The organism is Arthrobacter sp. Ms25 (genome assembly GCF_059090365.1).
This window is the reverse complement of the sequence record NZ_JBNHFP010000001.1, coordinates 60,620-84,314: the sequence shown is the minus strand read 5'-3', so window position 1 is coordinate 84,314 and position 23,695 is coordinate 60,620. Positions and strand designations below refer to the sequence as shown.

Here is a 23,695-nt window from a genome sequence, read left to right as displayed (position 1 = left end):
GGATCACACCGGTGGCGCTACACCTCGCCGCTGCGCAGGGCGTCGACGGCGTACTGCAGGTCCTGCGGATACTGGCTGGTGAACTCCACGTACTCCCCCGTCCCCGGGTGCGTGAAGCCCAGTTTCCGGGCGTGCAGCCACTGCCGGGTGAGGCCGAGTTCGGCGGCCAGCTTGGCGTCCGCACCGTAGGTCAGGTCCCCGGCACAGGGGTGGCGCAGGGCCGAGAAGTGGACCCGGATCTGGTGGGTACGCCCGGTCTCCAGGTGCACCTCCACCAGTGAGGCCTTGCCGAAGGCCTCCAGCACCTCGTAGTGCGTCACCGACGGCCGGCCGCCGTCCACCACGGCGAAGCGCCAGTCATAACCGGGGTGCCGGCCGATCGGAGCGTCGATGGTGCCCTTGAGCGGATCGGGCAGCCCCTGCACCACTGCGTGGTACATCTTGTCCACCGTGCGTTCCTTGAAGGCCTGCTTCAGCAGCGTGTAGGCGTGCTCGGTCTTGGCGACCACCATGACCCCGGAGGTGCCGACGTCGAGCCGGTGCACGATCCCCTGCCGCTCGGGGGCGCCGGACGTGGAGATCCGGTAGCCGGCGGCGGCCAGCGCGCCGACCACCGTCGGGCCCACCCAGCCGGGCGAGGGATGCGCGGCCACGCCTACGGGCTTGTCAATGACAACAAAGTGCTCGTCGTCGCCCAGGATCAGCAGGTCATCCACCGGCTCGACGACGACGGCCAGCGGGTCCCGCTGTTCGGGAACGTCTGCGGTGATTTCCTGTCCGGCACGGAGCTTGTCCGACTTTGCCAGCACCCGCCCGGCGGAACTGAAGTAGCCGTCGGCGCACCAGGTGGCCGCAGTGGAACGGGAGACGTCAAGCAGCCCGGCCAGGACCGCGTCGGCGCGCTTGCCGTCGGCCTGCTCGGGGACGGCGAAAACTGCGTGGAGTTCGTTCATCGTGTTGCCTCGTCATCATTGTGCTGCTGGGGTGGAACTGTCTTGCCGGAGGGGGTCCGCACCCCGTCCATACCGATTCCGCGCAGGGTCAGCAGGCAGACAAGAACCACGCCGGAGACGACGCAGGAATCGGCAATATTGAAAATCGCGAAATTCGGCAGGGCGATAAAGTCCACCACGTGGCCCTGGCCGAAGGACGGCTCACGGAAGAGCCGGTCCGTCAGGTTGCCCAGGGCACCGCCGAGCACCAGGCCCAGCGCGGTTGCCCAGGCCATGGAGCGGACCCGGAACATGAGGTAGACCAGGAAGCCCGAGACAAGCACCATGATGATCGTGAAGACCCACGTGTAATCGGTGCCGATGGAAAACGCCGCTCCGGGATTGCGGATGAAATGCCAGCGCAGGACCGGTGGCAGGACATCGGTGACCTGGCCCTCGGTCATGGTGCGGACCACCCACAGCTTGGTGAGCTGGTCAAGGACGACGGCGACGGCCGCCAGGACAAGCATGGTGAAAGCGGGCGCGCCCCTGCGGGCGCTGCCGCGTCCTGCGCCGGTGCTGTCCGGGGTCTGCGGTGAGGAAGTGGTCATGGTGCTCTCATCAGTGGAATTCCGGCGGGAATCAGGGTGCAGGCGGAAAGTGCGCATGGAGGCAGAAGCCATGCGGAAAACCAAAGGGCCGGTGGCCGGGGTGACCCGGCCGCCGGCCCTTAGATGATGTCGGTCAGCTTCTACGCTGCCTGTTTTCTGCATTCAACTTCTACATCGCTGCCTGTACATCAGTTTAACCGATCGTTCAGGCGGCCATACCGGGGACCGTTACGCGTCGGCGGTTTCCGAGGCTACGGAACCGCGCGCATCCAGGTCACGCAGCTGGCCTTCGATGTATGCCTTCAGGCGTGAACGGTAATCGCGTTCGAAGCCGCGCAGCTGCTCGACCTTGCGCTCCAGGACAGCTTTCTGCTGTTCCAGGGTGCTGAGGATCTTGCGGCTCTTCTCCTGTGCGTCGGTGACGAGGCCGCTGGCTTCGATCTGTGCTTCTGCAATGATCTTGTCGCGCTGCTCCACACCGGCACCGACGTAGTCGTCGTGCATCTTCTGTGCCATGGCCAGGATGCCTGCTGCGGTCTCCGTGTTGCTGGCGGCGGGTGCCGGAGCCGGCTCCGTCTTGGTTTCCACGGGTGCCGGACGCTCTTCAACGACGGGGGCTTCGACCTTGGGCTCGGGCTTGGGCTCTTCCGGAACCTTCTCCACCTTCGGGGCAGCCGCCACGGGAGCCGGAACCGAGTCCGCAGAGGGAGCGGATCCGCCGGCTGCAGCCAGCTGGCTCCGGAGATCTTCGTTTTCAGAGTTCAGCCGGCGCAGTTCCACCACGATCTCGTCGAGGAAGTCATCGACTTCGTCCTGGTCATAGCCTTCCCGGAACTTGGTCGGCTGGAACCGCTTGTTGACAACATCTTCTGGCGTCAGAGCCATCTGGTCACCTCATACTGGATTATAAGATTCGCCTGCGAGTCAAGCAGGCGGTTCTACGTAGAGAATTACGGACATACAAAAATGCAGGTTTGTATTCGGTTTCACACTATATCGTTTGGTTTCCGAAAACTAACCGGACCCCTGCGGCGCGGGTGACGCTAGCGCGCGATGCCTACGACAATCTGCGTGAGGATGGATACAACGATAAACAGGACGAGAAATGCGAGGTCCAGCGCCACTCCGCCGAGACGGAGCGGCGGGATGATCCGCCGAAACAGCCGGACAGGCGGGTCCGTGACGCCGTAAACACCCGTGGCGAGCACGAGAGCGGGCCCCTTGGGGCGCCATTGCCGCGCAAACATCTGCACCGCGTCGTAGACGATCCGCAGGATAAGGGCGAGCTGGAATAGCACCAGGACCAGGTACACCAGGGGAAGAATGATATTCACGCGCAGGCTTTCATTTCCGGAAGTCGGTCGGCAGCCCCCGCGGCCCGTTGGTACGGGCCCACGTTAGCTCTGGTTGAAGAAAGTGGACTGGGATTCACTGATCTTCTTGTCGTCACCCAGAACCTCGACATACGAAGGCGAGAGCAGGAAAACCTTGTTGGTGACACGTTCAATGCTACCGCGCAGGCCGAAAACGAGGCCGGCGGAGAAGTCCACAAGCCGCTTTGCGTCTGCTTCGCCCATATCGGTGACGTTCATGATGACGGGGATGCCGTCACGGAAGCTCTCACCGATGATCTTGGCATCGTTGTAGGACCGGGGGTGGACGGTCGTGATCTGGCGCAGGCCCGACACGTCCTCACGGGACGACGGTGCGCGCTTGATGGGTGTCACGGGTGCGCGGTACTCCTCAACTGCATTGCGGACGACGGGAGCGGGAACAGCCTCCGCCGCCTCCTCATCGGGCTCATGGACGGGAGTCTGGTCTTCCTCCCGGGCAGGTGCTTCCCGCAGATGCCGCTGTTCGGACTCGTAGTGCTCGTCACCGTCGGCGAGCCCAAGGTAAATCATTGTCCTGCGCATTGCGCCAGCCATGGTTGCTCCTCATAATCCTTCAACGCCTAGCTGCCCGTTACTGTACGTATACTGCATGGTGCTGCGCGGCGGCTGTCTGGTGTTCGTACTTTGACGCTACCGTACCTGCGGTCGCGCGCCCAGAACATCGGACCCGATCCGCAGGTGTGTCGCCCCGTGGGCGACGGCCGCCTCGAGGTCGGAACTCATTCCGGCGGAAATGCTGCGGGCTGCCGGATGGTCCGCCTGCAGCTGCTCCGAGAGTTTCTTCAGCCGGGAGAAGGCTTCCCCCGCGTCTGCATCCAGCGGTGCCACGGCCATCAGGCCCGCCAGTGCCAGCCCCGGAGTCGCGGCGACGGTCTCGGCAAGGCGCGGGATATCCGCCGGCACCGCTCCCCCGCGCCCGGGTCCTCCCGACCGTTCAGGGTCCGTACGCAGGTCCACCTGCAGGAAACAGCTCAGGTCCGGGCGTGCGGCCAGCCCTTCACTCCCGCGGCGCCGCTGCTCCGCCGCCATGGCCTTCCCGAGGGCAGCCACCAGGGACAGGCGGTCCACCGAATGGACGGAGGCAGCGTAACGGACCACGGACTTGGCCTTATTGGACTGCAGCTGGCCGATAAAGTGCCAGTCCAGGGACAGGTCGGCCAGCTCTGCGGCCTTGGCTGCGGCTTCCTGGTCCTTGTTTTCGCCGACATCCTGCACCCCGAGCCCGGCAAGAATCCGGACATCGGACGCAGGGAAATATTTGGTGACCACAATCAGGTGCGGTTCTGCCGCACCCGCGGGGCGGGCGGCAGCTTGGATGCGTTTCCGGACACGCTGCAGGCTGTTCCGGAGTTCATCGGACCGGGAGGGAGAGTCGGGAAGTGAAGTCATGGTTCCTCTATTCTCCCAGCCCGCGGCAGTGCATTCTGCAGGGTCAGGGCCGGCGCCAGATGACGCCGGCAAAGCGGCCGGTGGCCGGATCGCGCCGATGCGAGAACAGGTCATGGTTCTCCAAGGTGCAGCCGCCAATGCGCTCCACTGCTACGCCCAGGCCGGCAAGCTGGGCATCGGCCCCGCCCGGCAGGTCAAGGGCTGGTGTTCCGCTGCGGGTGGTGGCCTCCGTTGCCGGCAGCACGGCAATGGATTCGGCCTGCATTGCCGCAGGCACTTCGTAGCACTCCCCGCAGACGCAGGGGCCGATCCACGCCCGCAGATCGGTTCCGCCGGCGGCCCGCATCCGCAGCACGGCCGCGGGAAGGATGCTGTCGAGCAGGCCGCGGCGGCCGGCGTGCACGGCCGCGGTGACGGGCACACCGTCGGCGCGCATGCCGGCCAGTAGGACGGGCACGCAGTCGGCGACCATGACCGCAAGGGGGGCAGCGCCGTCGTCGCTGATCAAGCCGTCCGCGGTGGGGGCTTCACTCCCCGGATCTGCGGCCTCTGCCACCACAGCCGAGTGGATCTGGTTCATGAAGCGCAGCGAGCCGTCCGCTACACCCATTTCCGCCTCGAGTGCGGCCCGCCTGCGCAGGACCGCCGCGGGATTGTCGCCGACATGCAAAGCGAGGTTGCCCGCGGACGTATTGGTGAATCCCACGAACAGGTTGTCGCCAACCTGTTGGTGCCACCAAAACATCCGGGACAACCCCGCCGTCATATCCAGCCGCTCTTGCTCTGCTGTTTCTTGCTCTGCTGTTGTGCCTACCGCAGTTCCTACTTCAGGAAGTCCGGCACATCCAGGTCATCGGGACGCCCGGTGGAGAGGTCGGATTCCACGACCGCCGGGAGATCGATGTCGAAGCCTGCGTCTGCCGGGACGTCGCTGTGCTGGTGCGACCGCTGGGACCAGGCCGAGAGGCCTGCGGAGGCGGGAGCAGCAGCCCCGAAGCCGCCAGCGGCTGCTGCGGAGGCAGGCGGTGCGGCGGGCTCGGCCGGCTTGTTGTGCTGGGCGGGCTGGGAGGTGACATCCACCTGGTCGAAGCCTGCGGCAATGACGGTGACCCGTGCTTCGTCGCCGAGGGCGTCGTCAATGACGGCGCCGAAGATGATGTTGGCTTCGGGGTGGGCCACTTCCTGGACCAGGCGAGCGGCCTCGTTGATCTCGAACAGACCGAGATCGGAGCCGCCCTGGATGGACAGCAGCACGCCGTGGGCGCCGTCGATCGAGGCTTCCAGCAGAGGGGAAGCGATCGCGAGCTCGGCAGCCTTGACCGCACGGTCCTCGCCGCGGGCCGAACCGATACCCATCAGGGCCGAACCGGCACCCTGCATCACGGACTTGACGTCCGCGAAGTCGAGGTTGATCAGGCCCGGGGTGGTGATGAGGTCGGTAATGCCCTGGACACCGGAGAGCAGGACCTGGTCAGCGGAGCGGAACGCGTCCAGCATGGAGACGTTGCGGTCGCTGATGGAGAGCAGCCGGTCATTCGGGATAACGATCAGCGTGTCGACTTCGTCGCGCAGCGTATCGATACCGGATTCGGCCTGGTTGGAGCGGCGCCGGCCTTCGAAGGTGAAGGGGCGGGTCACAACGCCAATGGTCAGCGCACCGAGCGAGCGGGCGATCCGGGCAACGACGGGAGCGCCGCCGGTACCCGTTCCGCCGCCTTCACCGGCGGTGACGAAGACCATGTCCGCTCCGCGGAGGACTTCCTCGATCTCCTCGGCGTGGTCCTCGGCTGCCTTGCGGCCCACCTCGGGATCAGCGCCGGCGCCCAGGCCGCGGGTGAGCTCGCGTCCGACGTCGAGCTTGACGTCGGCGTCACTCATCAGCAGCGCCTGTGCATCGGTGTTGATGGCGATGAACTCCACGCCGCGGAGGCCTACATCGATCATCCGGTTTACGGCGTTCACGCCACCGCCGCCGATGCCGACGACCTTGATGACGGCCAAGTAATTCTGCGGTGCTGCCACGTCCTGTGTCCCTTGTTCGAATCTCTGCAACTTTATGTTTTCTGCAACTGCATGTTTGTGCACAACTGCCTGCGTTCGGCAACTGCGTATGTCCTGCGAACCGGCCCTGCCTTCGGACCGGTTCCCGGCCGCCGACGCCCCCGTGGTTCCCAGCGGAATTCCTGGGATTTCCACTGGACGCCCGGCCGAAAACCTTGAACCGGCACAACCCTAACCCTCAACTTGAGGGTTATAGTTATGTCAAGTAATCCATTACTTGGAACGCTATGGGGCCAGCGGCGCTTCCGCAATTACCGGCCCCGCGTGTCGGAGGAATCTTTCCTCACTCCCCTGCGGCTGCAGGCGAGTCAGTCTCCCCGAACCCCGCGCGTTCAGCGTGTCACCGGCCGCTCGGGGGTGCTGACATCGTAGACCTGCACCGGCGGATCGGTCGGTTCCATCTTCAGGAGCGCTTCAAGCACCCGGGCCTTGGCCTCGTTGGCATCGGCACTCCCCCAGAATACTGTCTGTCCGCTGTTGAGCTTCAGCTCGACCGAATCCACCGTCTGAGCGGACGCGTTCTCCAGCCGTGCCAGCACCTCGGGCGGCAGGGCCGCCAGGACGGCCGTAATGCTGGGGAAAACCTTCGCATTCACAGCCTCCGTGCCGCCGGCTATCAGCGGCAGCTGCACCGCCGCCCGGTCCGCCACGGCGGAGAGCTTGCGCCCCTCCTCATCGATGAGGACATGCCCTGCTCCCTCCTGCAGCACTGCCACGGGGATCCGTTCAGTCACCGTCACCACCAGGGTGGACGGCGGGCGGGCCGCCACCTCGACCTTGTCAATTTCCGGGCGGTCTTTCAGCAGGCCCTCCACATCCGCATCGGAGATGGTCGGAAGTGTCTGCCCCTGCAGCGGTTCCAGTGCTGCTTCAGCCTGCTCCCGCGGCAACAGGGACGTTCCCTCAACCACCACCGTCTTCAGTGCCAGCATCGGGGAGAAATACAGCAGGGCAAAAAACAGCGCCGTGGCGGACAGGGCGGAGCCGATGGTGATCCAGGCAACCCTGCGCCTTCGCCGGCCGGGCGGTTCAGGGAAGGCCAGGACCGTCCCTGCCGTACCTCCCCCGCTGCCCCGGGCGCTGCCGGCCGCGGCCGAAGCTGCTCCGTCCGGCCGTCCGGGCCTGCCCGCTGTCCCGGCACCGGCGGGCCGGGCTGCGGAGCTTCCGGCAGGCTTCCGCGCGGACTTGCCTGGTTTCCCCGCCCCGGCGGCAGTGTCGTCGAGGGCCCGGGTAGCCGTGATGGTTTCGTCGTCGCCGCCCGCGCGCTTCCTACCGGCCATCGGCGGCGTTCCCCGCGGAGGCGGAAGAGCGGGCAGGGACTGTTTCCAGGCGGGTTACCAGTGCGGAACCCAGCGCTGTGACGTCACCGGCACCTACCGTCAGGATGATGTCCCCCGTCCGGGCGCCGTCGGCCACCTGTGCCACCGCCTGCTCCGCGGTGCCGGCATAACCGCCCGGGACGCGCAGGCGCGCCGTGATCAGCTCGCTGGTGACACCTTCGATCGGATCCTCCCGGGCCGGATAAATATCCAGCACGGTAGCGGTGTCGGCCAGGTCCAGCGCGGCCGCGAACTCCGCCGCGAAACTGCGGGTCCGGCTGAACAGGTGCGGCTGGAACAGGACATGCACCCGGTGCCCGCCGGCAACCGTGCGGGCCGCCTTCAATGCGGCATTGACTTCGGTGGGATGGTGGGCGTAGTCGTCAAAGACCCGCACGCCGCGGGCGGCGCCGCGGGACTCAAAGCGCCGGGCCGCGCCCGAGAAGGTGCCCAGGCCTGCCGCGGCAACCTCGGGGTCCACCCCCAGTTCCAGGGCGACGGCGAAGGCCGCTGCCGCATTGAGGATGTTGTGGGCGCCGGGAACCTGCAGGACAAGCCGCACCTCGGCCGCTTGTCCGTCCATCCGGTAGTGCAGCGTGCTGGCGGAGCCGGCCCCGTCCGGGCGGGTATCCGAAACCCGGATGTCCGCCCCCTCGGTGTAGCCGTAGGTCACGGTACGCACGTCCGGGCACCTGTGGACCAGGCTGGCCGCTCCGGCGTCGTCCGCGCACGCCACCAGGAGTCCCTCCGGCGGGAGCAGTGCAGCGAACGCATCAAAGGAAGCAAAGACCGCTTCCTCGGTCCCGTAGTGATCCAGGTGGTCGGCCTCGACGTTGGTGACCACGCTGATGCGCGGGGCGTAGTTCAGGAACGAACCGTCGGACTCGTCGGCTTCGGCAACAAAGACGGGGCCGGAGCCGTGCGCGGCGTTGACGCCGAGCGCGGCGACATCCCCGCCGATGGCGAAGGAGGGATCCAGCCCGGCCTCGCGCAGCATCACGGTGACCATGGCCGTGGTGGTGGTCTTGCCGTGGGTGCCGGCCACTGCCACCAGGTCCTGTGTGCCCATGGCGGCCGAGAGCGCCACGGAGCGGTGGATGATCCGCAGCCCGAGGGAGCGGGCATGGGCCAGCTCGGGGTTTGTTCCGCGAATGGCAGTCGAAACCACTACCGTGTCTGCATCCGCGACGTGGCGGGCGTCGTGCCCCACGAAAACGGCCGCGCCCAGCGCTTCAAGGGCCCGCAGCCCCGGCGAGTCCTTGGCATCGGACCCGGACACCGGAATGCCCTGAGCGAGGAGTACCCGGGCCACGGCCGACATTCCGGCACCGCCCAGGCCGATGAAGTGGACCTGTCCCAGGTCCTTCGGATCCAGCCGGTTCATGCCTTTGACCTATCGCTTGCTTCGAGGATGAATTCCGCCATCCGGGTGTCCGCGTCGCGGATGCCCAACGCCGCCGATGCCCTCGACATGGCCTCAAGGGCCGAAGAATCAGCCAGCAAAGGTATCAGCCTCTCGGAAATCCATTCGGCTGTGAAGAGGGAATCGGCAACCGTCAGTGCTCCGCCCGCTTTCACGAGGGCTTCCGCGTTGAGTGCTTGCTCGCCGTTGCCGTGCGGCAGCGGGACCAGGACGGCAGGAAGGCCCACTGCACTGATTTCGCAGACCGTCCCGGCCCCGGACCGTGCCAGCAGCAGGTCCGCGGCCGCGTAGGCCTGTTCCATGCCGTCGACGTACTCCACCTGCGTGTAGCCGCGGGCGGCAACCTGCTTTCCGTCGGCATCCACCAGGGACTTGCCGCGGCCGGTGATGTGGAGCGTCTGGATACCTGCGGCGGCCAGGGCCGGCAGGGCCTGCTCCACTGCGCGGTTGATGCTCGCTGCCCCGGAGGAGCCCCCGGTCACCACCAGGGTGGGACGGTCCCGTTCCAGGCCCAGTGCCGCCCTCGCGGAGTCCCGCGCCGCAATACGCTCCAGCCCGGAGATCTCCCGGCGCATCGGCATGCCCACCCACGTTGCCCGCGGCAGGTTCGTCTGCTCGAAGGCCACCCCGGTAACGGCGGCAAAGCGCGCACCCACGCGGTTGGCCAGCCCCGGGCGGGCGTTGGCCTCGTGGACGATCACCGGCAGGGAGCGGCGCCGGGCAGCCAGGTACACCGGAGTGGAAACGTAGCCGCCCACGCCGACGACGACGTCGGCGGACGCCGCGTCCAGGATCGCCCCGGCCTGCCGCACGGCGCGCACGAGGCGGGCCGGCAGCTTCGCCAGGTCCGGGGAGGGCCGGCGGGGCATGGGAACCCGGTCAATGGTGGCCAGCTCGTAGCCGGCTGCCGGCACCAGCCGCGTTTCCATTCCCGAGGCCGTCCCCACCACGGTGATGCGGGCATCGGGGACGCGGTTCGTCACGGCATCTGCAATGGCCAGGAGCGGGCTGATGTGCCCTGCGGTGCCGCCTCCGGCCAGGACTACGGAGAGGGAATGCTGCGTCATGAAGCTGTTGGTTCACTTTCGGGGATTTTGCGGGCAAAGGAAAGCAGGACGCCGACGGCGGCAAGCGTGAAGGTCAGGGAGGATCCGCCGTAGGAAATGAACGGCAGCGGTACGCCGATGACCGGCAGCAGTCCGGTCACCATGGCGATGTTCACCGAAGCCTGGCCGATGATCCAGACAAGGATGGCACCGCAGACAATGCGGATGAACGGATCGGTGTGGCGCATCGTGACGCGGACAGTGGCGACGGCGAGGACCGCGAAGAGGCTGACCACCACGAGGGTGCCCAGGAGGCCGAATTCTTCGCCGATGATGGCGAAGATGAAGTCATTGTGTGCTTCCGGAATCCAGTTCCATTTCTGCCGGCTCTGTCCGATGCCGACTCCCATCCAGCCGCCCGAGGCCAGCGCATACATGCCCGCATTGGCCTGGTCGCACAGGCCCGTGCTGCAGTCCAGCTGGAGCCAGGCACTGATACGGCTCGAGCGGTTGCTGCTGACCAGGGACATCAGGGCTCCGCCGGCTATTGCGCCGGCGGCCAGGACACCCAGGAAACGCAGGGGTGCGCCTGCGAAGAACAGGGACGCAAGCATGATCATGCCCATCACGATCACGGTTCCGAGGTCGCTTCCGAGCATGACCAGGAGGATCAGGATTCCGCCGCCGGGAACCACCGGAATAAGCGCATGCTTCCACTCGGTGATCAGCCGGCCCTTCATGGACAGGACCGCCGCGAACCAGATGGCCATGGCCAGCTTTGCCGCTTCCGAGGGCTGTCCCGTGATCGGGCCGATCTCGATCCAGTTCTTGTTGCCGTTGACTTCCTTGCCGACCAGCAGCACCGCCACGAGCAGCACGAAGGCCAGGCCGTAGAGCGGCCAGGCAAGCCAGCGGTACTGCGACGGGCCCAGCCGTGAGAGCCCGAGCATGGCCACGACGCCCGCTGCAGCGAACATCGACTGCTTCAGGAACAGATCGAAGGTGGTGGCTGCTCCGGCGTCGGAACCGGCAGCAGCGGCGATGGACTCGACCGAGGAGGCCGACAGCACCATCATCAGGCCGATGGCGGTCAGGGCCAGCGTGGCACCGAGGATCATGTAATAGCTTGAGCCGGTGGCGCTGCGTCCGCTCCCCTCGAGGAAGACGACGAAGCGTTCAACGAGCGAGCCTACCTTGCCGCGGCGTTTCACCGGGCGCGGCAGGACGGCGGATGGAGCAGGTTTCCCGGCGGCCGGTCCGGCCTCCGTGCCCGCCCCTGCCGTGCCGCTACCGGCGGTGGCCGCGGGGTTCCGGCGCAGGACCGGTTTGCGTTTGCTGCCGGTGGGCGTGGTGACCAATCTAGGGCTCCTTTGGAGTCTGTGCCTGTCCCGGTGCCTGCTGTTCGCCGATATACCCTGCAACGGCTTCGATGAAAGCCTCGCCGCGGTGGGCATAGGAAGTGAACTGGTCCATGGAAGCTGCTGCCGGAGCCATCAGCACGGTGTCTCCCGCGTCGGCCGCGGCAGCCGCCGCAGCCACTGCCCTGACCATGATCTCTTCGGCGCTGGTGACCGGCGCCGAAGACTGCTGTTCCCCAGTCTGCTCCCCGAGCGCGTGGATCACCGGCACATCGGGTGCGTGTTGTGCCAGTGCCGCCTGCAGCTCTGCGCTGTCGGCGCCGATCAGCACTACTGCCTTGATCCGGCCGCGGTGTTCTGCGACCAGCTCGTCGTAGCTGACGCCTTTGGACAGGCCGCCGGCAATCCAGACCACGCTGGTGAAGGCCGCCAGGGATGCCGATGCGGCGTGCGGGTTGGTCGCCTTGGAGTCATTGACCCAGAGAATGTCGTTGAGGTGGGCGACCGGCTGGATCCGGTGGTCCCCCGGTGAATAGGCGCGCAGGCCATCGCGCACCGCCGCGGGCTCGACGCCGAGGGCACGCACCAGCGCGGCCGCAGCGAGGGCGTTGGCCACCATGTGCCGCGGGGCGTACTCCCCCAGGTCCGACATGGCGGCAAGCTCGGCAGCTGAATCCTTGCGCTGTTCAATGAAGGCGCGGTCCACCAGCAGTCCTTCGACCACTCCGAGCATGCTGACGGCCGGCACGCCGGTGGTGAAGCCGACTGCGCGGCAGCCTTCCACCACGTCCGCTTCCTCGACCATGTGCTCGGTCTCGTACTGCTCGGCGTTGTAGATGCAGGCGACCTGAGTGTTTTCGTAGATCTTCGCCTTGTCGGCTACATACGCGTCGTAGGAGCCGTGCCAGTCGACGTGGTCTTCGGCGATGTTCAGGCACACGCTGGCCAGCGGGGAGATGGAGTGCGTCCAATGCAGCTGGAAGCTGGACAGCTCCACGGCAATGGCGTCATACCCCTCGGGATCGCGGATGGCATCCAGGATCGGGGTGCCGACATTGCCGGCCGCAATGGCGCGCAGCCCTGCCGCGCGGAGCATGCTTTCGGTCATGGACACGGTGGTGGTCTTGCCGTTGGTGCCGGTGATGGCCAGCCACTGGGCAGTCCTGCGGCCCTCGCGGATGCGCACCCGCCAAGCCAGCTCGACGTCGCCCCAGATGGGAATGCCGGCCGCTGCGGCAGCCGCCAGCACCGGGTGGGTGGGCCGGAACCCCGGGGACGTCACGACCAGGTCCGGAGCTTCACCGTCGACCTGCGGGAGCCCGGCTACGGCGTCGGAGCCGAGCAGGATGTCGGCGGCGCCGACAATGCGGAGGGTGTCGGCCTTGGCCTTGTTCTCCTCGGTCTCCCGTGCGTCCACCACCACTACCCGGGCGCCGAGTTCCACCAGGGTGTCGGCGGCGGAGAAGCCGGAGAGGCCGATGCCGGTGACCACAACGCGCAGTCCGGACCAGTCGGCGTCCCAGGTGGTCAGTTCACTCAGGGGTGCACTCACTGTCCCACCACCCATTCGGCGTAGAAGAGTCCCAGCGCCACGGCGACGCAGAGGCCGGCGATGATCCAGAACCGTACCACCACGGTGACTTCAGCCCAGCCCTTGAGCTCGAAGTGGTGCTGCAGCGGCGCCATCTTGAAGACCCGCTTGCCGCCGCTGAGCTTGAAGTAGCCCACCTGGATAATGACCGAGAGGGTAATGATGACGAACAGTCCGGCGAGGATGACCAGCAGCAGCTCGGTGTGGGAAAGGATCGCGAACGCGGCGATGGCGCCGCCGATGGCCAGGGATCCGGTGTCGCCCATGAAGATTTTCGCCGGCGCGGTGTTCCACCAGAGGAAGCCGATGAGGGCACCGGCCATGGCGCCGGCCAGCAGGGCCAGGTCCATCGGGTCGCGGACCTCGTAGCAGACGCCGTCGGCCACGCCCGGAGCGCAGCTCTGGTTGTACTGCCACATGCCGATCAGGAGGTAGGCGCCAAAGACCAGCACGGCGGCGCCGGCGGCCAGGCCGTCCAGCCCGTCGGCCAGGTTCACGCCGTTGGTGGTGCCGGTGATGATGACCAGCGACCAGATCACGAACAGGATCGCGCCGACGACGGTTCCGGCGAAGGCAAGGTCGAAGTTGGTGTCCCGGATAAAGGAGATGGCGGTGGACGCCGGGGTCCTGCCCTGTTCATTCGGGAACTGCAGGGCCAGGACGGCAAAGGTAATGCCGACCACCGTCTGCAGGATGATCTTCGCTTTGGCGTTCAGGCCCAGGCTGCGCTGCTTGGAAATCTTCGTGTAGTCGTCGATGAAGCCGACCATGCCCATGCCCACCGTGAGCAGCAGGACCAGCAGGCCCGACGCCGTCGGGCTGAAGGACCCCGAGCCCAGCATGCCGCTGATGAGGTGGGTGATGAAGTAGGCGGCAACCACGGAGGCGACGATGACCGCGCCGCCCATGGTGGGCGTGCCGCGCTTTGTGTGGTGCGAGGTGGGTCCGTCGTCCCGGACGAACTGGCCGTAGCCTTTGCGCACCAGGAAACGGATGAACAGGGGTGTTCCGGCAAAGGCGAAGACCAGAGCCAGCGAAGACCCTACAAGCAGGGAGATCACAGGTTCTCTCCTCCGGTCCTTTCGGTGCGCACCGGCGCGGACGCCGGATCGGTTGCTGCGGACGGTGGTACAGGAGCCAAGGCTATCCGATCGCCGAGGAAGCGCAGGGCCGCCCCGTTGGAGGATTTGAACAGGACAAGATCGCCGGGAGCCAGGGATTCGGCGAGGATGCGCTCGGCATCCTCTGCGGTCTCCACGAAGGTGGATTCCTCTCCCCAGGAGCCCTCCATGACGGCGCCGGTGTGCATCGCGCGGGCACCCGTGCCCACGACGATGAGTTTGGAAATATTCAGCCGGACCGCATAGCGGCCAATGGCGTCGTGCTCAGTAACGGCATCGTCGCCGAGCTCCAGCATTTCGCCCAGCACGGCCCAGGTGCGGCGCTCCCGGCCAAGTTCGGCCAGGGTGCGCAGGGCCGCCCGCATGGACTCCGGGTTCGCGTTGTAGGCGTCGTTGATGACGGTGACGCCGTCCGCGCGGTCGGTGCGCTCCATGCGCCAGCGGCTTGCTGCGGCACGACCGGAAAGCCCCGCGGCAATGGATTCGCCCGGGATGCCGGCGGCGTAGGCCGCGGCGGCTGCCGCCAGCAGGTTTGCGGTGTGGTGGGCGCCGATGAGTCCGGAACGGATCTCATGCCGGCTGCCGTCCGGCAGCAGCAGCGTGAAGACGGGGCGGCCTTCGGCGTCGGTCCGTGCGTCCAGGGCGCGGACGGCGTTTTTCGCGCCGTGGGCCTCTTCCGGCGAGGAGGTGAAGTAGAGGACGTTCGCCTGGGTGCGGTCGGCCATGGCGGCCACCCGGACGTCGTCGGCGTTCAGAATGGCGGTGCCGCCTTCAGGCAGCGCCTCCACCAGTTCGCCCTTGGCGACGGCGATGTTCTCCACGCCGCCGAACTCCCCCGCATGCGCGGAACCGACGAAGAGGACCACGCCGATATCCGGCTTCACCATCTCGGCAAGGTAGCGGATGTTGCCGATGCGGGTGGCGCCCATTTCCATCACGAGGTAGCGGGTGCCGTAGCCGGCGGTGAAGACGGTCAGCGGGAGGCCCACTTCGCCGTTGTAGGAACCTACCGGTGCCACGGTGGGGCCTGCCTCGGCCAGCACGCCGGCCAGGAGGTCCTTGGTGGTGGTCTTGCCGGCGGACCCGGTGATCCCGATGACGGTCAGTTCGCCGTGTGCCCGCAGCCGGCGGACGATCTCCGCGGCAAGGGCACCCATGGCAAGGACAACGTCCGGAACCATGACGGCCGGGTAGGTGGCTCCGGCGTCGTCGGACACAGGCCGCTCGACGAGCGCCAGCATGGCGCCGCGGGCAAAAGCGGCACCCACGAACAGGTGGCCGTCCGAGTTCTCGCCGGGCTTGGCGATGAAGAGCGAACCCTGTACCGCTTCGCGTGAATCCGTGGTGGCCGAGGTCACGACGAGACCCGGAGTCTGTGCGGCCGGGCCGATCAGCTCGCCGCCTGTAATTGCCGCTATTTCGGCTGCATTAAGTTCAATCATGACGATTTAGGACTCTACCCCGTCGCTCGAAAGGGCACTGAATCCGTATCTTGTCAAAGCCCGGCGCAGCTCCACCCGGTCATCCAGGGCCAGGTTTTCGCCCATGACCTCCTGCCACACTTCGTGTCCGCGGCCGGCCACCAGCACGGTGTCCTGCGGGCGGGCCAGTTCGACGGCACGGTCAATGGCAACAGCCCGGGGCGCGACTTCCTCAATGACGCACGGAAGATCCTCGTCCGCCCGTGCTGCCTCGGCGCCGCGCAGCACGGCGGCGCGGATAGCGGCCGCGTCCTCGCCGTGCGGGTCGTCATCGGTGACGACGACGACGTCGGCCCCGCGGGCTGCGATCGCTCCCATCAGCGGACGCTTGGTCTGGTCACGCTCCCCGGTGGCACCGAACACGATGATCACGCGGGAATCCCCCTCAGTCCGGCGAACGGAGGCAAGGGTACGGGTCAGAGCATCCGGGTTGTGGGCAAAATCAACAATGGCCGCCGGCTCTTCGCCGATCAGCTGCATGCGGCCGGGCACCTCGACGGTGAACGGGTCGCCTGCGTCCAGTGCCTGCTGGACGCCAGCCGCCGGGACACCGGAGGCCAGGACCATGACCGTGGCCAGCGCGGCATTGGAAATGTTGAAGGTCCCCGGCAGCGCCGTGGAGACGCGCAGCGCTTCCCCGTCCGGGCCCCGCAGGATGAAGGAGTGTCCCAGGCCGCGGGGCTCGACGTCGGTGACGGTCCAGTCGGCGTCCCGCGCGGTGCCGCCGGTGGCAAGGGTCAGGACAGGCACCCCTGCACGGGCTGCCATCTTCTCCCCCCAGGCATCATCGACAGTGATGACCGCACGGCGGGCACGGTCGGGCTGGAAGAGTGCGGCCTTGGCTGCGAAATACTCTTCCATCGACCCGTGCAGGTCCAGGTGGTCCTGGGTGAGGTTGGTGAACCCGGCAACGTCGAAACGGACACCGTCCACCCGGCGGTAGGTGATGGCGTGCGAGGAGACCTCCATGGTGGCAGCGTCCAGGTTCCGCTCGCGCATCAGCGCCAGCAGCCCGTGCACCTGCGGTGATTCCGGCGTGGTCAGGACACTCGGAATCGCCTCGCCGCCGGCGAGGATCTCGATGGTGCCGATCAGCCCCGTGGTGCGCCCCAGTGCCTGCAGCAGCGAGTTCACAAAATAGGAGGTGGTCGTCTTGCCGTTGGTGCCGGTGATGCCGAACAGGGTGGGCCGCGGGCCCTGGTCCGGAACGCTGTTGAAGACGGCGGCAGCCAGCGGCCCCACCAGCCGACGTACGTCCCCAGCCACTAAGACGGGGATCCGCAGGCCGGACAGGTACGCCAGGCCGGCCTCATCCGTCAGGACGGCGGCGGCTCCGGAAGCCTCCGCTGCAGCCGCAAAGCGGGCGCCGTGGTGGCGGGCACCTGCCACGCCGACGTACAGGTCGCCGGGGAGCACTTCCCGGGAGTTGATGGTCAGGCCCGAAAGCCGGGTCTCCCAGGCTGTTTCCGCCGTGTCCGGAGCCGGCGACACGTCCTGCAGTTCCGCGGGCAGTGCCTGCACGGCGGCACGCACGCTGACAGGCTCCACGGCCTCGGGACGGAGACCGGAGCCGGCGGGGGGATTTTCACTTATTGGCACGTCGATGCTCTCCGAATTAGTACTCAATGGGGTAGGTCTCAGGCTCACCCGTGGAGGGCGGAATGTTGTTGCTGACGAGCGCCTGTTCCATGACCTTCTGGAAGGACTGGCCCGGAATGATGTAGTAGAGGTCGCCCTGGGGCCGCTGGAGGGTCACCACGACCACGTACTTCGGATCTTCCATGGGTGCAATACCAGCATAGGAGAGGGTGGAGCCCGAATAGCCGCCGTTGGGTCCCGGAGCTTCCGCCGTACCCGTCTTCGACCCGACCCGGTACTGCTTCAGCGCGCCGGTCTTGCCGGACCCGTCCTTGGTGACCGTTTCCAGCATGTTCTGGACCTGATCGGCCGTTTCCTCCGACACCACCCGCGTTCCCGGTTCCTTCTCGAGGGGCTGCTCGGTGCCGTCTTCGCTGATGACGGAATCGATGATGCTCGGCTGGATGCGCACGCCGTCATTGGCGATGGTCTGGTAGACGCTTGCCGTGTGCAGGGCCGTCTGGGTCAGGCCCTGGCCGAACAGCACGGTGTACTGCTGGCGGCCGTCCCAGTTCTCGGGTGCGGGAAGCAGCCCGGGCGTCTCGCCGTTCAGCCCGACGTTCAGCGGCTTGCCGACACCGAACTTCTGCAGCCAGTCATACCGTTGCTGCGGCGTCAGCTGCTGTCCGATCTTCACCGTTCCCGTGTTCATGGACTTGGCCAGGATCCCGGATGCCGTCATCTTGACGGTCCCGTGCTCGAAGGCGTCCTTGAAGGTCTGCCCGTCCACGGTGTACGTGGAATCCAGCTCGAACTGCGATTCGGGGGTGATCAGTCCTTCTTCGATGGCAGCTGCCATGGTGATCACCTTGGTGGTGGACCCCGGTTCGAAGGAGTCGGTCACGGACCGGGCCTTGCGGGAATCGGCGGGGGTTGCTCCGGGGTCGTTGGGATCAACCGTGGTGGATTCGGCCAGCGCGATCACCCTGGCCGTGTCGGCCTCCATGACCACGATGTTGCCCCACTCGGCGTCGTATTCATCCACCTGGGCTGCAATGGTCTGCTGGGCGAACCACTGCAGGTCCTGGTCGATGCTCAGCTTGATCGACTGCCCGTCATGGACGGGAACATCCTCGTTGGTTGCATACGGGATGCGGATGCCGTCTCCGCCGATCTCATAGGTCTTACTCCCTGCCTCGCCGGCGAGGATCCCGTCCTGAGTCAGCTCCAGGCCTTCCTGTGCACCTTCGGTGCCGAGGAAACCGACAATGGAACCGGCCACGGCACCGGAGGGATAGGTCCGCAGGGTGGTCCGGTCCGCGTACACTCCGGGGAACTTGACCGCGAGGACCTTTTCCTTGATTTCGGGGGTGACGGTCTTGGCAACGAAGTTGAAGCCCTTCTCCCCCAGCAGCGCAGAGCGCAGGGTTTCCGGATCCTGCCCGAGGATGGCCGAAAGTTCCCCGAAGGCCTGCTCGAAAGTAACGGTCTGGAGCTTGCCGTCGGCATCGCGGCGCTTGAATTCCTCCCCGATGTCCTGTGAGAGGCGCTGATCCACCACGATGTCGAAGCGCTCCACACTGCGGGCCAGATAATTGCCGTTGGCGTCAAGGATGCTGCCGCGCAGCGCGGGGACGGTCACGGTCACGAGGCGGTTGTCCACCGCGCTCTGGGCCATGCCGTCCGGGTCAAGGGCCTGGACGTGGAAAAGCCGGACGCCGAGGGCCACCAGCAGCACCAGCGCAAGGATCAGTCCCGTGCGCAGCCGTCCGGTAACGATGGCCACCCTGTGGTTGTCCGGGGCGGATGTTTGTGCCACAACGTGTCCTCGTTTTGCCTAAATCTTGATGGCTGCTTGGCCTGGATCAGTTTCCGCTTACCTGCACGGGTGCGGGGATGGTTCCGCCGTTCAGTTCCGCGTCAGGAACGGCGTCCGGGGATGCGGCCGGCACTTCCACCGGTGCTTCCACCGGAACCTGGGCGGCTGCTTCGGCTGCTTCCCTTGCCGCTGCCTCTTCCTCCAGTGCCCTCACCGTATCCCGCGGTTCTTCGGGAGCCGCGGCCTGGACCGGCGTGACCGGCTGGTTGAGCACGCTCGGCGCACCGATCAGCAGTTCCGCAGGCTCGCCTTCCTTGGCGGCCTCGGGGGTTCCGGTGACGGAGAGCGTCTGGAGATCGATGGTGCCGAAGCTGGGCGAGGAGACCATGCCGAGGTCCGCGGCCGCGGCAGCCAGCACCTGGGGTGCCTGGTGGTTCTCGATTTTCTGGGTCAGGGCTTCGTTGCGCTGCTCCAGTTCGGCTTTCTGGCCCTGCAGCTGGACCAGTTCATACTGTCCGCTGGAAACCGAGATGTTGAGCAGCAGTACGGAGGCCAGCCCGAGCACGAGTGCTGCGAAGCAGAACACCACGAAGGGGGCTCGCCGGCGGCGGGAGGCGGCAGGCACCAGGGACAGCGGCGTACGCCGCTTGGCGGCAGGGGCGGGCACCGCTGCGTCCCAGTCGAGGGCACGGGCCGTATTGCCTACGACGGCGTTCGCCGCCGCTGTGTTGGATCGGGCCGATGGCCTACGTTCGCTCATTATTTCCAGGCCCCATCCATGGGTTTGCGGATTCGTTCTACTGCGCGGAGCTTTGCGGAAGCTGCACGGGGATTTTCTGCGATTTCCTCATCGGTAGGCACTTCGGTGCCCTTCGTGAGTCTCTTGAGCTGCGCCTTGTGCTGTTCAAGTTCAACGGGGAAGCCCTTGGGGGCGGAAGACCGTGCACCGGCCGCGAAGATGCCCTTGACGATCTTGTCCTCGAGGGAGTGATAGGACATCACCACGACGCGTCCACCCGTATTCAGCACGGACAACGACGCGGGAATGGCGCGTTCCAGGACGTGCAGTTCCTCGTTGACCTCGATCCGCAGTGCCTGGAAGGTCCGCTTGGCCGGGTGGCCGCCCGTCCGTGCGGCGCCTGCGGGAACAACCCCGCGGATCGCCTCGACCAGCTCACCGGTGGTGGTAAAGGGTTTTGCTGCACGCGCGGCGACGATGGCCGAGGCAATCCGTCCGGCGAACTTTTCTTCGCCCCACTTCCGGATGATGCCCACGAGTTCGGCTTCGCTGTATGTGTTGACGATGTCGGCGGCCGTGCGTCCGCGGGTGGTGTCCATCCGCATGTCCAGGGGCGCGTCGTAGGAGTAGGCGAAGCCGCGGTCCCGTTCATCGAGCTGCAGTGAGGAAACGCCCAGGTCGAACAGGGCACCGTCGATTCCGTCGAATCCAAGGTCCGTCACCACATCGGCGATTTCGTCATACACCGCATGGACCAGGTCGATGCGGTCCGCGAAGGGCTCCAGCCGCTCCCCCGCCAGTGCCAGTGCCTGCCGGTCCCGGTCAATGCCGATCACGTGGAGTTGGGGGAAGCGCCGCAGCATGGCTTCGGTGTGTCCGCCCATGCCCAGGGTGGCATCGACAACCACCGCGCGGCCGTGCTCGGCAACGGCAGCCTCAATGGAAGGAGCCAGGAGATTGATGCAGCGGTCGCGCAGCACCGGAACATGCCGTTCCTCGGTGGGGCGCTCTTCGCTCATCTAGGGCTTCCTTTGCGTTGCGTGGTTATGGTGCGGTGCGGCCGGCTCTGCAGTCAGACCCCCATCCGCGCCTCACCGCTGTGCACCGCCTGGCTCCGGGGAAGGGAAGCCAGGTGGCCTTGCGGTGGGGCGGCGGGAGATCTCACGACAGACCCGGCCGGTACTGCTAGAAAATCCCGGGAATCGCGTCTTCATCCGTTTCCGAAAACGCGGTTTCCTGTTCTGCCAGATAGGTTTGCCAGGCGGCTGCGTCCCAGATCTCGGCCCGCGTTCCTGCGCCGATGACGACCAGTTCGCGTCCGAGTCCTGCGTACAGCCTCAGTGCCGGAGGGATGGTGACCCGGCCCTGTTTGTCCGGCACTTCGTCAGAGGCCCCGGACAGAAAGACCCGAATGTAGTCACGCGCCTGGCGGGAGGAAAGTGGAGCTTCCCGCATTTGGTCGTGGACCCGTTCGAATTCCTTCTGGCTGAAGACGTAGATGCAGCGCTCCTGGCCCCTGGTCAGGACCAGTCCGCCGGCGAGTTCCTCACGGAATTTGGCCGGCAGGATCAGCCTGCCCTTCTCATCCAAACGCGGTGAATGTGTTCCTAGGAACATCACACACCGCCCTGTCTGATCGGGGTAAAACCCCTCGAGTACCGCCCCTACCCTCTTATGTCCCCCACTTTACTCCACTTCCCTCCACAGTCAACGTTCATCGGGGTTGTTTTCCCGGCGCGTCGGACGCCTCTTCCGCGTATTTCGGCGGTCACAGGCTGGTGGAGCATGGTGGAGGGAAAAGTGCGTCCGCCGGGAAGGCGGCAGCGCGTTGCCGGCTCACAGCGGGCACAAAAAAGGACCCGTCGAAACGGATCCGTTTTTGAAGCCTGCATATTGCCTGCCGGACGGCCTGCATCAGCGGTCAGGCACCGCCGGCCATAGGCCTGCGGGAGGGTCGAAGCAACCTACGGCTGGTCGCGCTTGCGTTCGTCCCACTTGTTTTCCAGATTGTTCATGAATCCGCGCTGACTGCTGGACTCACGCTCCTTGCGCCCGTCCGCCGGCCTGGGCGGAGCCTTCCGTCCGCGGGTGGTTGCGTAGTAGACGCCTGCACCCATGATGAGGAATCCCAGGACGCCGACCGGAATGCCGGCTTCCGTAATTCCCAGAAGCAGTACTCCCAGCCCGACAACAGCCAGCAACGCACCCAGCACTATGCGCCTGGTCGAGATCCCGCGGCCTGCGGACGTCGCCATTGAGTTCGCGAATTTCGGATCTTCGGCGTGTAATTGCTGCTCCAGCTGATCCAGCAAGCGCTGCTCGTGTTCCGACAGTGCCATTACTGCCTCCTTGCCGTCCGGTTCTGCCCCTGTAAACCAACCAACGAACGTGTGGCGCCGGATGTTCCCGCGCAGGCCCGCTGCTGCTTTGCACTTAGTCCAAGGATAGGTGGCATCGGGTCCGCACGAAAGCGGCGGTTCTACGTATTCGGCGGGCCGGGCAGGCTGACCGCCTCACAGCCTACGGACCGCCCCCGGAAGTGCCGCCCGGGAACCGGTCCGGTTCCGCCCCGGGCTTCCGCGGGGACGGGGCGATCAGCCGGGCCGGAACAACGCCCAGCTCGCCGAACCGCCGATTGATCTTATCCAGGGCGTCCTCAGCTGAGCGCCAGTTGTCCTCCCGCCCGTCCAGGGTGAGCTGCATGGCAGCCCCTTCGGCGGACTCGAGCTGTTCCGCCCGCAGTCCGATCAGCCGGACGCTTTGCGGCCGGGGCCCGAGGGCCGCCAGCAGCGCTTTGGCCGTCTCGTAGATCATCTGGGCGCTGTCCACCGGTTCGGGAAGCGTGCGGGTCCGCGTCAGCGTGGTGAAGTCGGCATAGCGCAGCTTCAAGGAGACAGAGCGGCATTGGAGTCCGGCGGTCCGCAGCCGCACGGCACTGCGGTGCGCGAGCCGGAGCAGCTCGGTGTGCAGGACCTGGTCGTCGCTGACATCGGAAGCGAAGGTTTCCTCCGCGCCGATGCTTTTTTCCTTCCTCACCGGGGTTACTGCCCGCCGGTCACGCCCCCAGGACAGCTCGTACACATGGTCGCCCACGGTCCCGAGCAGCCGGCGAAGCACGGTCGGCGGAGTATTGGCGACATCGGCGACCGTGGAGATCCCGACCCGGGCCAACGCTTCACGCGTCTTGGCGCCGACGCCCCAGAGTGCGGACACATCGAGGGTATGCAGGAATTCCACCGTCTGCTCCTTGGGCACCAGGAGCAACCCGTTGGGCTTGCAACGGGTGGAGGCGATTTTGGCGACGAACTTGGTGGCAGCAATGCCGACGCTGGCGGTCATGCCCAGCTCAGCGGCAACGCGCTTACGGATGAGTTCGCCGATCGCCTGCGGGGGTCCCAGCCTGCGCATGGAACCGGCAATGTCAAGGAAGGCCTCGTCCACGCTCAGTTGCTCCACGAGCGGGGTGATGGACTCGAAGATCTGCATCAATCGTCCGGAGAAGCTCCGGTACACGTCCTGATGCGGCTCCAGGACCACCGCCTGCGGGCACTGCCTGCGGGCAACTGCCATGGGCATGGCGGAGCGGACTCCGTAACGGCGTGCCTCATAGGACGCCGACAGGACTACCGACCGGCCACCCAGTCCACCGACGATGACAGGCTTGCCGATCAGGTCCGGCCGCTTAAGGAGCTCGACCGAAACATAAAAGGCATCCATATCCACGTGCATGATGGTGCAGTCGCGGTTCTGGGCGGCGACGTCGGAACCATTACTCACTTCCTCATCGTAGCCAGCCCCGCCCCCTTTTTCGGAGCTGCCCGCCGAAGGCGCCT

Annotated in this window: 22 protein-coding genes; all 22 read right to left on the bottom strand. The window is 66.3% G+C overall.

Annotated features, from left to right (window positions below):
• Positions 1-17 precede the first annotated feature (17 nt).
• Positions 18-953 (bottom strand): RluA family pseudouridine synthase, encoded by a 936-nt coding sequence (locus AC5RT8_RS00385; protein ID WP_494093731.1) that lies wholly within the window; start codon positions 951-953, stop codon positions 18-20.
• Positions 950-1,543 carry a signal peptidase II gene (gene lspA / locus AC5RT8_RS00380; RefSeq protein ID WP_494093730.1) on the bottom strand — a complete coding sequence of 198 codons (594 nt, stop codon included), beginning with the start codon at positions 1,541-1,543 and terminating at the stop codon, positions 950-952. The genes AC5RT8_RS00385 and lspA overlap by 4 nt, the downstream gene beginning before the upstream one ends.
• Before the next feature lie 228 nt (positions 1,544-1,771).
• A complete protein-coding gene (locus AC5RT8_RS00375) occupies positions 1,772-2,428 on the bottom strand; it encodes a DivIVA domain-containing protein (protein ID WP_494093729.1) in 657 nt (218 codons plus the stop codon).
• 158 nt (positions 2,429-2,586) lie between these two features.
• Complete coding sequence (locus AC5RT8_RS00370) at positions 2,587-2,877, bottom strand: YggT family protein (protein WP_494093728.1); 291 nt, start codon at positions 2,875-2,877, stop codon at positions 2,587-2,589.
• A gap of 63 nt (positions 2,878-2,940) precedes the next feature.
• Complete coding sequence (locus AC5RT8_RS00365; RefSeq protein WP_494093727.1) at positions 2,941-3,471, bottom strand: cell division protein SepF; 531 nt, start codon at positions 3,469-3,471, stop codon at positions 2,941-2,943.
• Positions 3,472-3,567: 96 nt separating this feature from the next.
• The gene (locus AC5RT8_RS00360; protein WP_494093726.1) at positions 3,568-4,326 is read right to left on the bottom strand and encodes a YggS family pyridoxal phosphate-dependent enzyme; all 759 of its coding nucleotides are present in this window, start codon (positions 4,324-4,326) and stop codon (positions 3,568-3,570) included.
• A gap of 43 nt (positions 4,327-4,369) precedes the next feature.
• On the bottom strand, positions 4,370-5,071 hold the full coding sequence (pgeF, locus tag AC5RT8_RS00355) for a peptidoglycan editing factor PgeF (protein ID WP_494093725.1): 702 nt from the start codon (positions 5,069-5,071) through the stop codon (positions 4,370-4,372).
• Between the two features lie 77 nt (positions 5,072-5,148).
• On the bottom strand, positions 5,149-6,348 hold the full coding sequence (gene ftsZ / locus AC5RT8_RS00350; protein ID WP_494093724.1) for a cell division protein FtsZ: 1,200 nt from the start codon (positions 6,346-6,348) through the stop codon (positions 5,149-5,151).
• A gap of 371 nt (positions 6,349-6,719) precedes the next feature.
• On the bottom strand, positions 6,720-7,667 hold the full coding sequence (locus AC5RT8_RS00345; RefSeq protein ID WP_494093723.1) for a cell division protein FtsQ/DivIB: 948 nt from the start codon (positions 7,665-7,667) through the stop codon (positions 6,720-6,722).
• Positions 7,657-9,090 (bottom strand): UDP-N-acetylmuramate--L-alanine ligase, encoded by a 1,434-nt coding sequence (gene murC / locus AC5RT8_RS00340; protein WP_494093722.1) that lies wholly within the window; start codon positions 9,088-9,090, stop codon positions 7,657-7,659. Before murC ends, AC5RT8_RS00345 begins: the two co-directional genes overlap by 11 nt.
• Positions 9,087-10,196 carry an undecaprenyldiphospho-muramoylpentapeptide beta-N-acetylglucosaminyltransferase gene (murG, locus tag AC5RT8_RS00335; protein ID WP_494093721.1) on the bottom strand — a complete coding sequence of 370 codons (1,110 nt, stop codon included), beginning with the start codon at positions 10,194-10,196 and terminating at the stop codon, positions 9,087-9,089. The genes murC and murG overlap by 4 nt, the downstream gene beginning before the upstream one ends.
• On the bottom strand, positions 10,193-11,533 hold the full coding sequence (locus AC5RT8_RS00330; protein WP_494093720.1) for an FtsW/RodA/SpoVE family cell cycle protein: 1,341 nt from the start codon (positions 11,531-11,533) through the stop codon (positions 10,193-10,195). The genes murG and AC5RT8_RS00330 overlap by 4 nt, the downstream gene beginning before the upstream one ends.
• 1 nt (position 11,534) lies before the next feature.
• On the bottom strand, positions 11,535-13,100 hold the full coding sequence (gene murD, locus AC5RT8_RS00325) for a UDP-N-acetylmuramoyl-L-alanine--D-glutamate ligase (protein ID WP_494093719.1): 1,566 nt from the start codon (positions 13,098-13,100) through the stop codon (positions 11,535-11,537).
• On the bottom strand, positions 13,082-14,185 hold the full coding sequence (mraY, locus tag AC5RT8_RS00320; RefSeq protein WP_494093718.1) for a phospho-N-acetylmuramoyl-pentapeptide-transferase: 1,104 nt from the start codon (positions 14,183-14,185) through the stop codon (positions 13,082-13,084). Before mraY ends, murD begins: the two co-directional genes overlap by 19 nt.
• On the bottom strand, positions 14,182-15,687 hold the full coding sequence (locus AC5RT8_RS00315; RefSeq protein WP_494093717.1) for a UDP-N-acetylmuramoyl-tripeptide--D-alanyl-D-alanine ligase: 1,506 nt from the start codon (positions 15,685-15,687) through the stop codon (positions 14,182-14,184). The genes mraY and AC5RT8_RS00315 overlap by 4 nt, the downstream gene beginning before the upstream one ends.
• 6 nt (positions 15,688-15,693) lie before the next feature.
• On the bottom strand, positions 15,694-17,352 hold the full coding sequence (locus tag AC5RT8_RS00310; protein WP_494093716.1) for a UDP-N-acetylmuramoyl-L-alanyl-D-glutamate--2,6-diaminopimelate ligase: 1,659 nt from the start codon (positions 17,350-17,352) through the stop codon (positions 15,694-15,696).
• On the bottom strand, positions 17,342-19,123 hold the full coding sequence (locus AC5RT8_RS00305) for a peptidoglycan D,D-transpeptidase FtsI family protein (protein ID WP_494093715.1): 1,782 nt from the start codon (positions 19,121-19,123) through the stop codon (positions 17,342-17,344). The genes AC5RT8_RS00310 and AC5RT8_RS00305 overlap by 11 nt, the downstream gene beginning before the upstream one ends.
• A gap of 46 nt (positions 19,124-19,169) precedes the next feature.
• The gene (gene ftsL, locus AC5RT8_RS00300; RefSeq protein WP_494093714.1) at positions 19,170-19,883 is read right to left on the bottom strand and encodes a cell division protein FtsL; all 714 of its coding nucleotides are present in this window, start codon (positions 19,881-19,883) and stop codon (positions 19,170-19,172) included.
• Positions 19,883-20,881 (bottom strand): 16S rRNA (cytosine(1402)-N(4))-methyltransferase RsmH, encoded by a 999-nt coding sequence (rsmH, locus tag AC5RT8_RS00295; protein WP_494093713.1) that lies wholly within the window; start codon positions 20,879-20,881, stop codon positions 19,883-19,885. Before rsmH ends, ftsL begins: the two co-directional genes overlap by 1 nt.
• 166 nt (positions 20,882-21,047) lie before the next feature.
• Positions 21,048-21,479 (bottom strand): division/cell wall cluster transcriptional repressor MraZ, encoded by a 432-nt coding sequence (gene mraZ, locus AC5RT8_RS00290; protein WP_494093712.1) that lies wholly within the window; start codon positions 21,477-21,479, stop codon positions 21,048-21,050.
• A 347-nt stretch (positions 21,480-21,826) separates the two neighbouring features.
• On the bottom strand, positions 21,827-22,201 hold the full coding sequence (locus tag AC5RT8_RS00285) for an SCO2097 family morphological protein (RefSeq protein WP_494093711.1): 375 nt from the start codon (positions 22,199-22,201) through the stop codon (positions 21,827-21,829).
• 181 nt (positions 22,202-22,382) lie between these two features.
• Entirely contained in the window at positions 22,383-23,639 is a 1,257-nt protein-coding gene (gene dinB, locus AC5RT8_RS00280) for a DNA polymerase IV (RefSeq protein WP_494093710.1), read from the bottom strand.
• Positions 23,640-23,695: the final 56 nt, after the last annotated feature.

Excerpts from the sequence above, each read along its gene's own strand:
- rsmH (WP_494093713.1), bottom strand. The coding sequence starts at position 20,881 with ATGAGCGAAGAGCGCCCCACCGAGGAACGGCATGTTCCGGTGCTGCGC.
- ftsL (WP_494093714.1), bottom strand. The coding sequence starts at position 19,883 with ATGAGCGAACGTAGGCCATCGGCCCGATCCAACACAGCGGCGGCGAAC.
- AC5RT8_RS00385 (WP_494093731.1), bottom strand. The coding sequence starts at position 953 with ATGAACGAACTCCACGCAGTTTTCGCCGTCCCCGAGCAGGCCGACGGC.
- murC (WP_494093722.1), bottom strand. The coding sequence starts at position 9,090 with ATGAACCGGCTGGATCCGAAGGACCTGGGACAGGTCCACTTCATCGGC.
- AC5RT8_RS00345 (WP_494093723.1), bottom strand. The coding sequence starts at position 7,667 with ATGGCCGGTAGGAAGCGCGCGGGCGGCGACGACGAAACCATCACGGCT.
- AC5RT8_RS00375 (WP_494093729.1), bottom strand. The coding sequence starts at position 2,428 with ATGGCTCTGACGCCAGAAGATGTTGTCAACAAGCGGTTCCAGCCGACC.
- AC5RT8_RS00360 (WP_494093726.1), bottom strand. The coding sequence starts at position 4,326 with ATGACTTCACTTCCCGACTCTCCCTCCCGGTCCGATGAACTCCGGAAC.
- murG (WP_494093721.1), bottom strand. The coding sequence starts at position 10,196 with ATGACGCAGCATTCCCTCTCCGTAGTCCTGGCCGGAGGCGGCACCGCA.
- murD (WP_494093719.1), bottom strand. The coding sequence starts at position 13,100 with ATGGGTGGTGGGACAGTGAGTGCACCCCTGAGTGAACTGACCACCTGG.
- pgeF (WP_494093725.1), bottom strand. The coding sequence starts at position 5,071 with ATGTTTTGGTGGCACCAACAGGTTGGCGACAACCTGTTCGTGGGATTC.
- lspA (WP_494093730.1), bottom strand. The coding sequence starts at position 1,543 with ATGACCACTTCCTCACCGCAGACCCCGGACAGCACCGGCGCAGGACGC.
- AC5RT8_RS00365 (WP_494093727.1), bottom strand. The coding sequence starts at position 3,471 with ATGGCTGGCGCAATGCGCAGGACAATGATTTACCTTGGGCTCGCCGAC.
- mraZ (WP_494093712.1), bottom strand. The coding sequence starts at position 21,479 with ATGTTCCTAGGAACACATTCACCGCGTTTGGATGAGAAGGGCAGGCTG.
- AC5RT8_RS00315 (WP_494093717.1), bottom strand. The coding sequence starts at position 15,687 with ATGATTGAACTTAATGCAGCCGAAATAGCGGCAATTACAGGCGGCGAG.
- AC5RT8_RS00285 (WP_494093711.1), bottom strand. The coding sequence starts at position 22,201 with ATGGCACTGTCGGAACACGAGCAGCGCTTGCTGGATCAGCTGGAGCAG.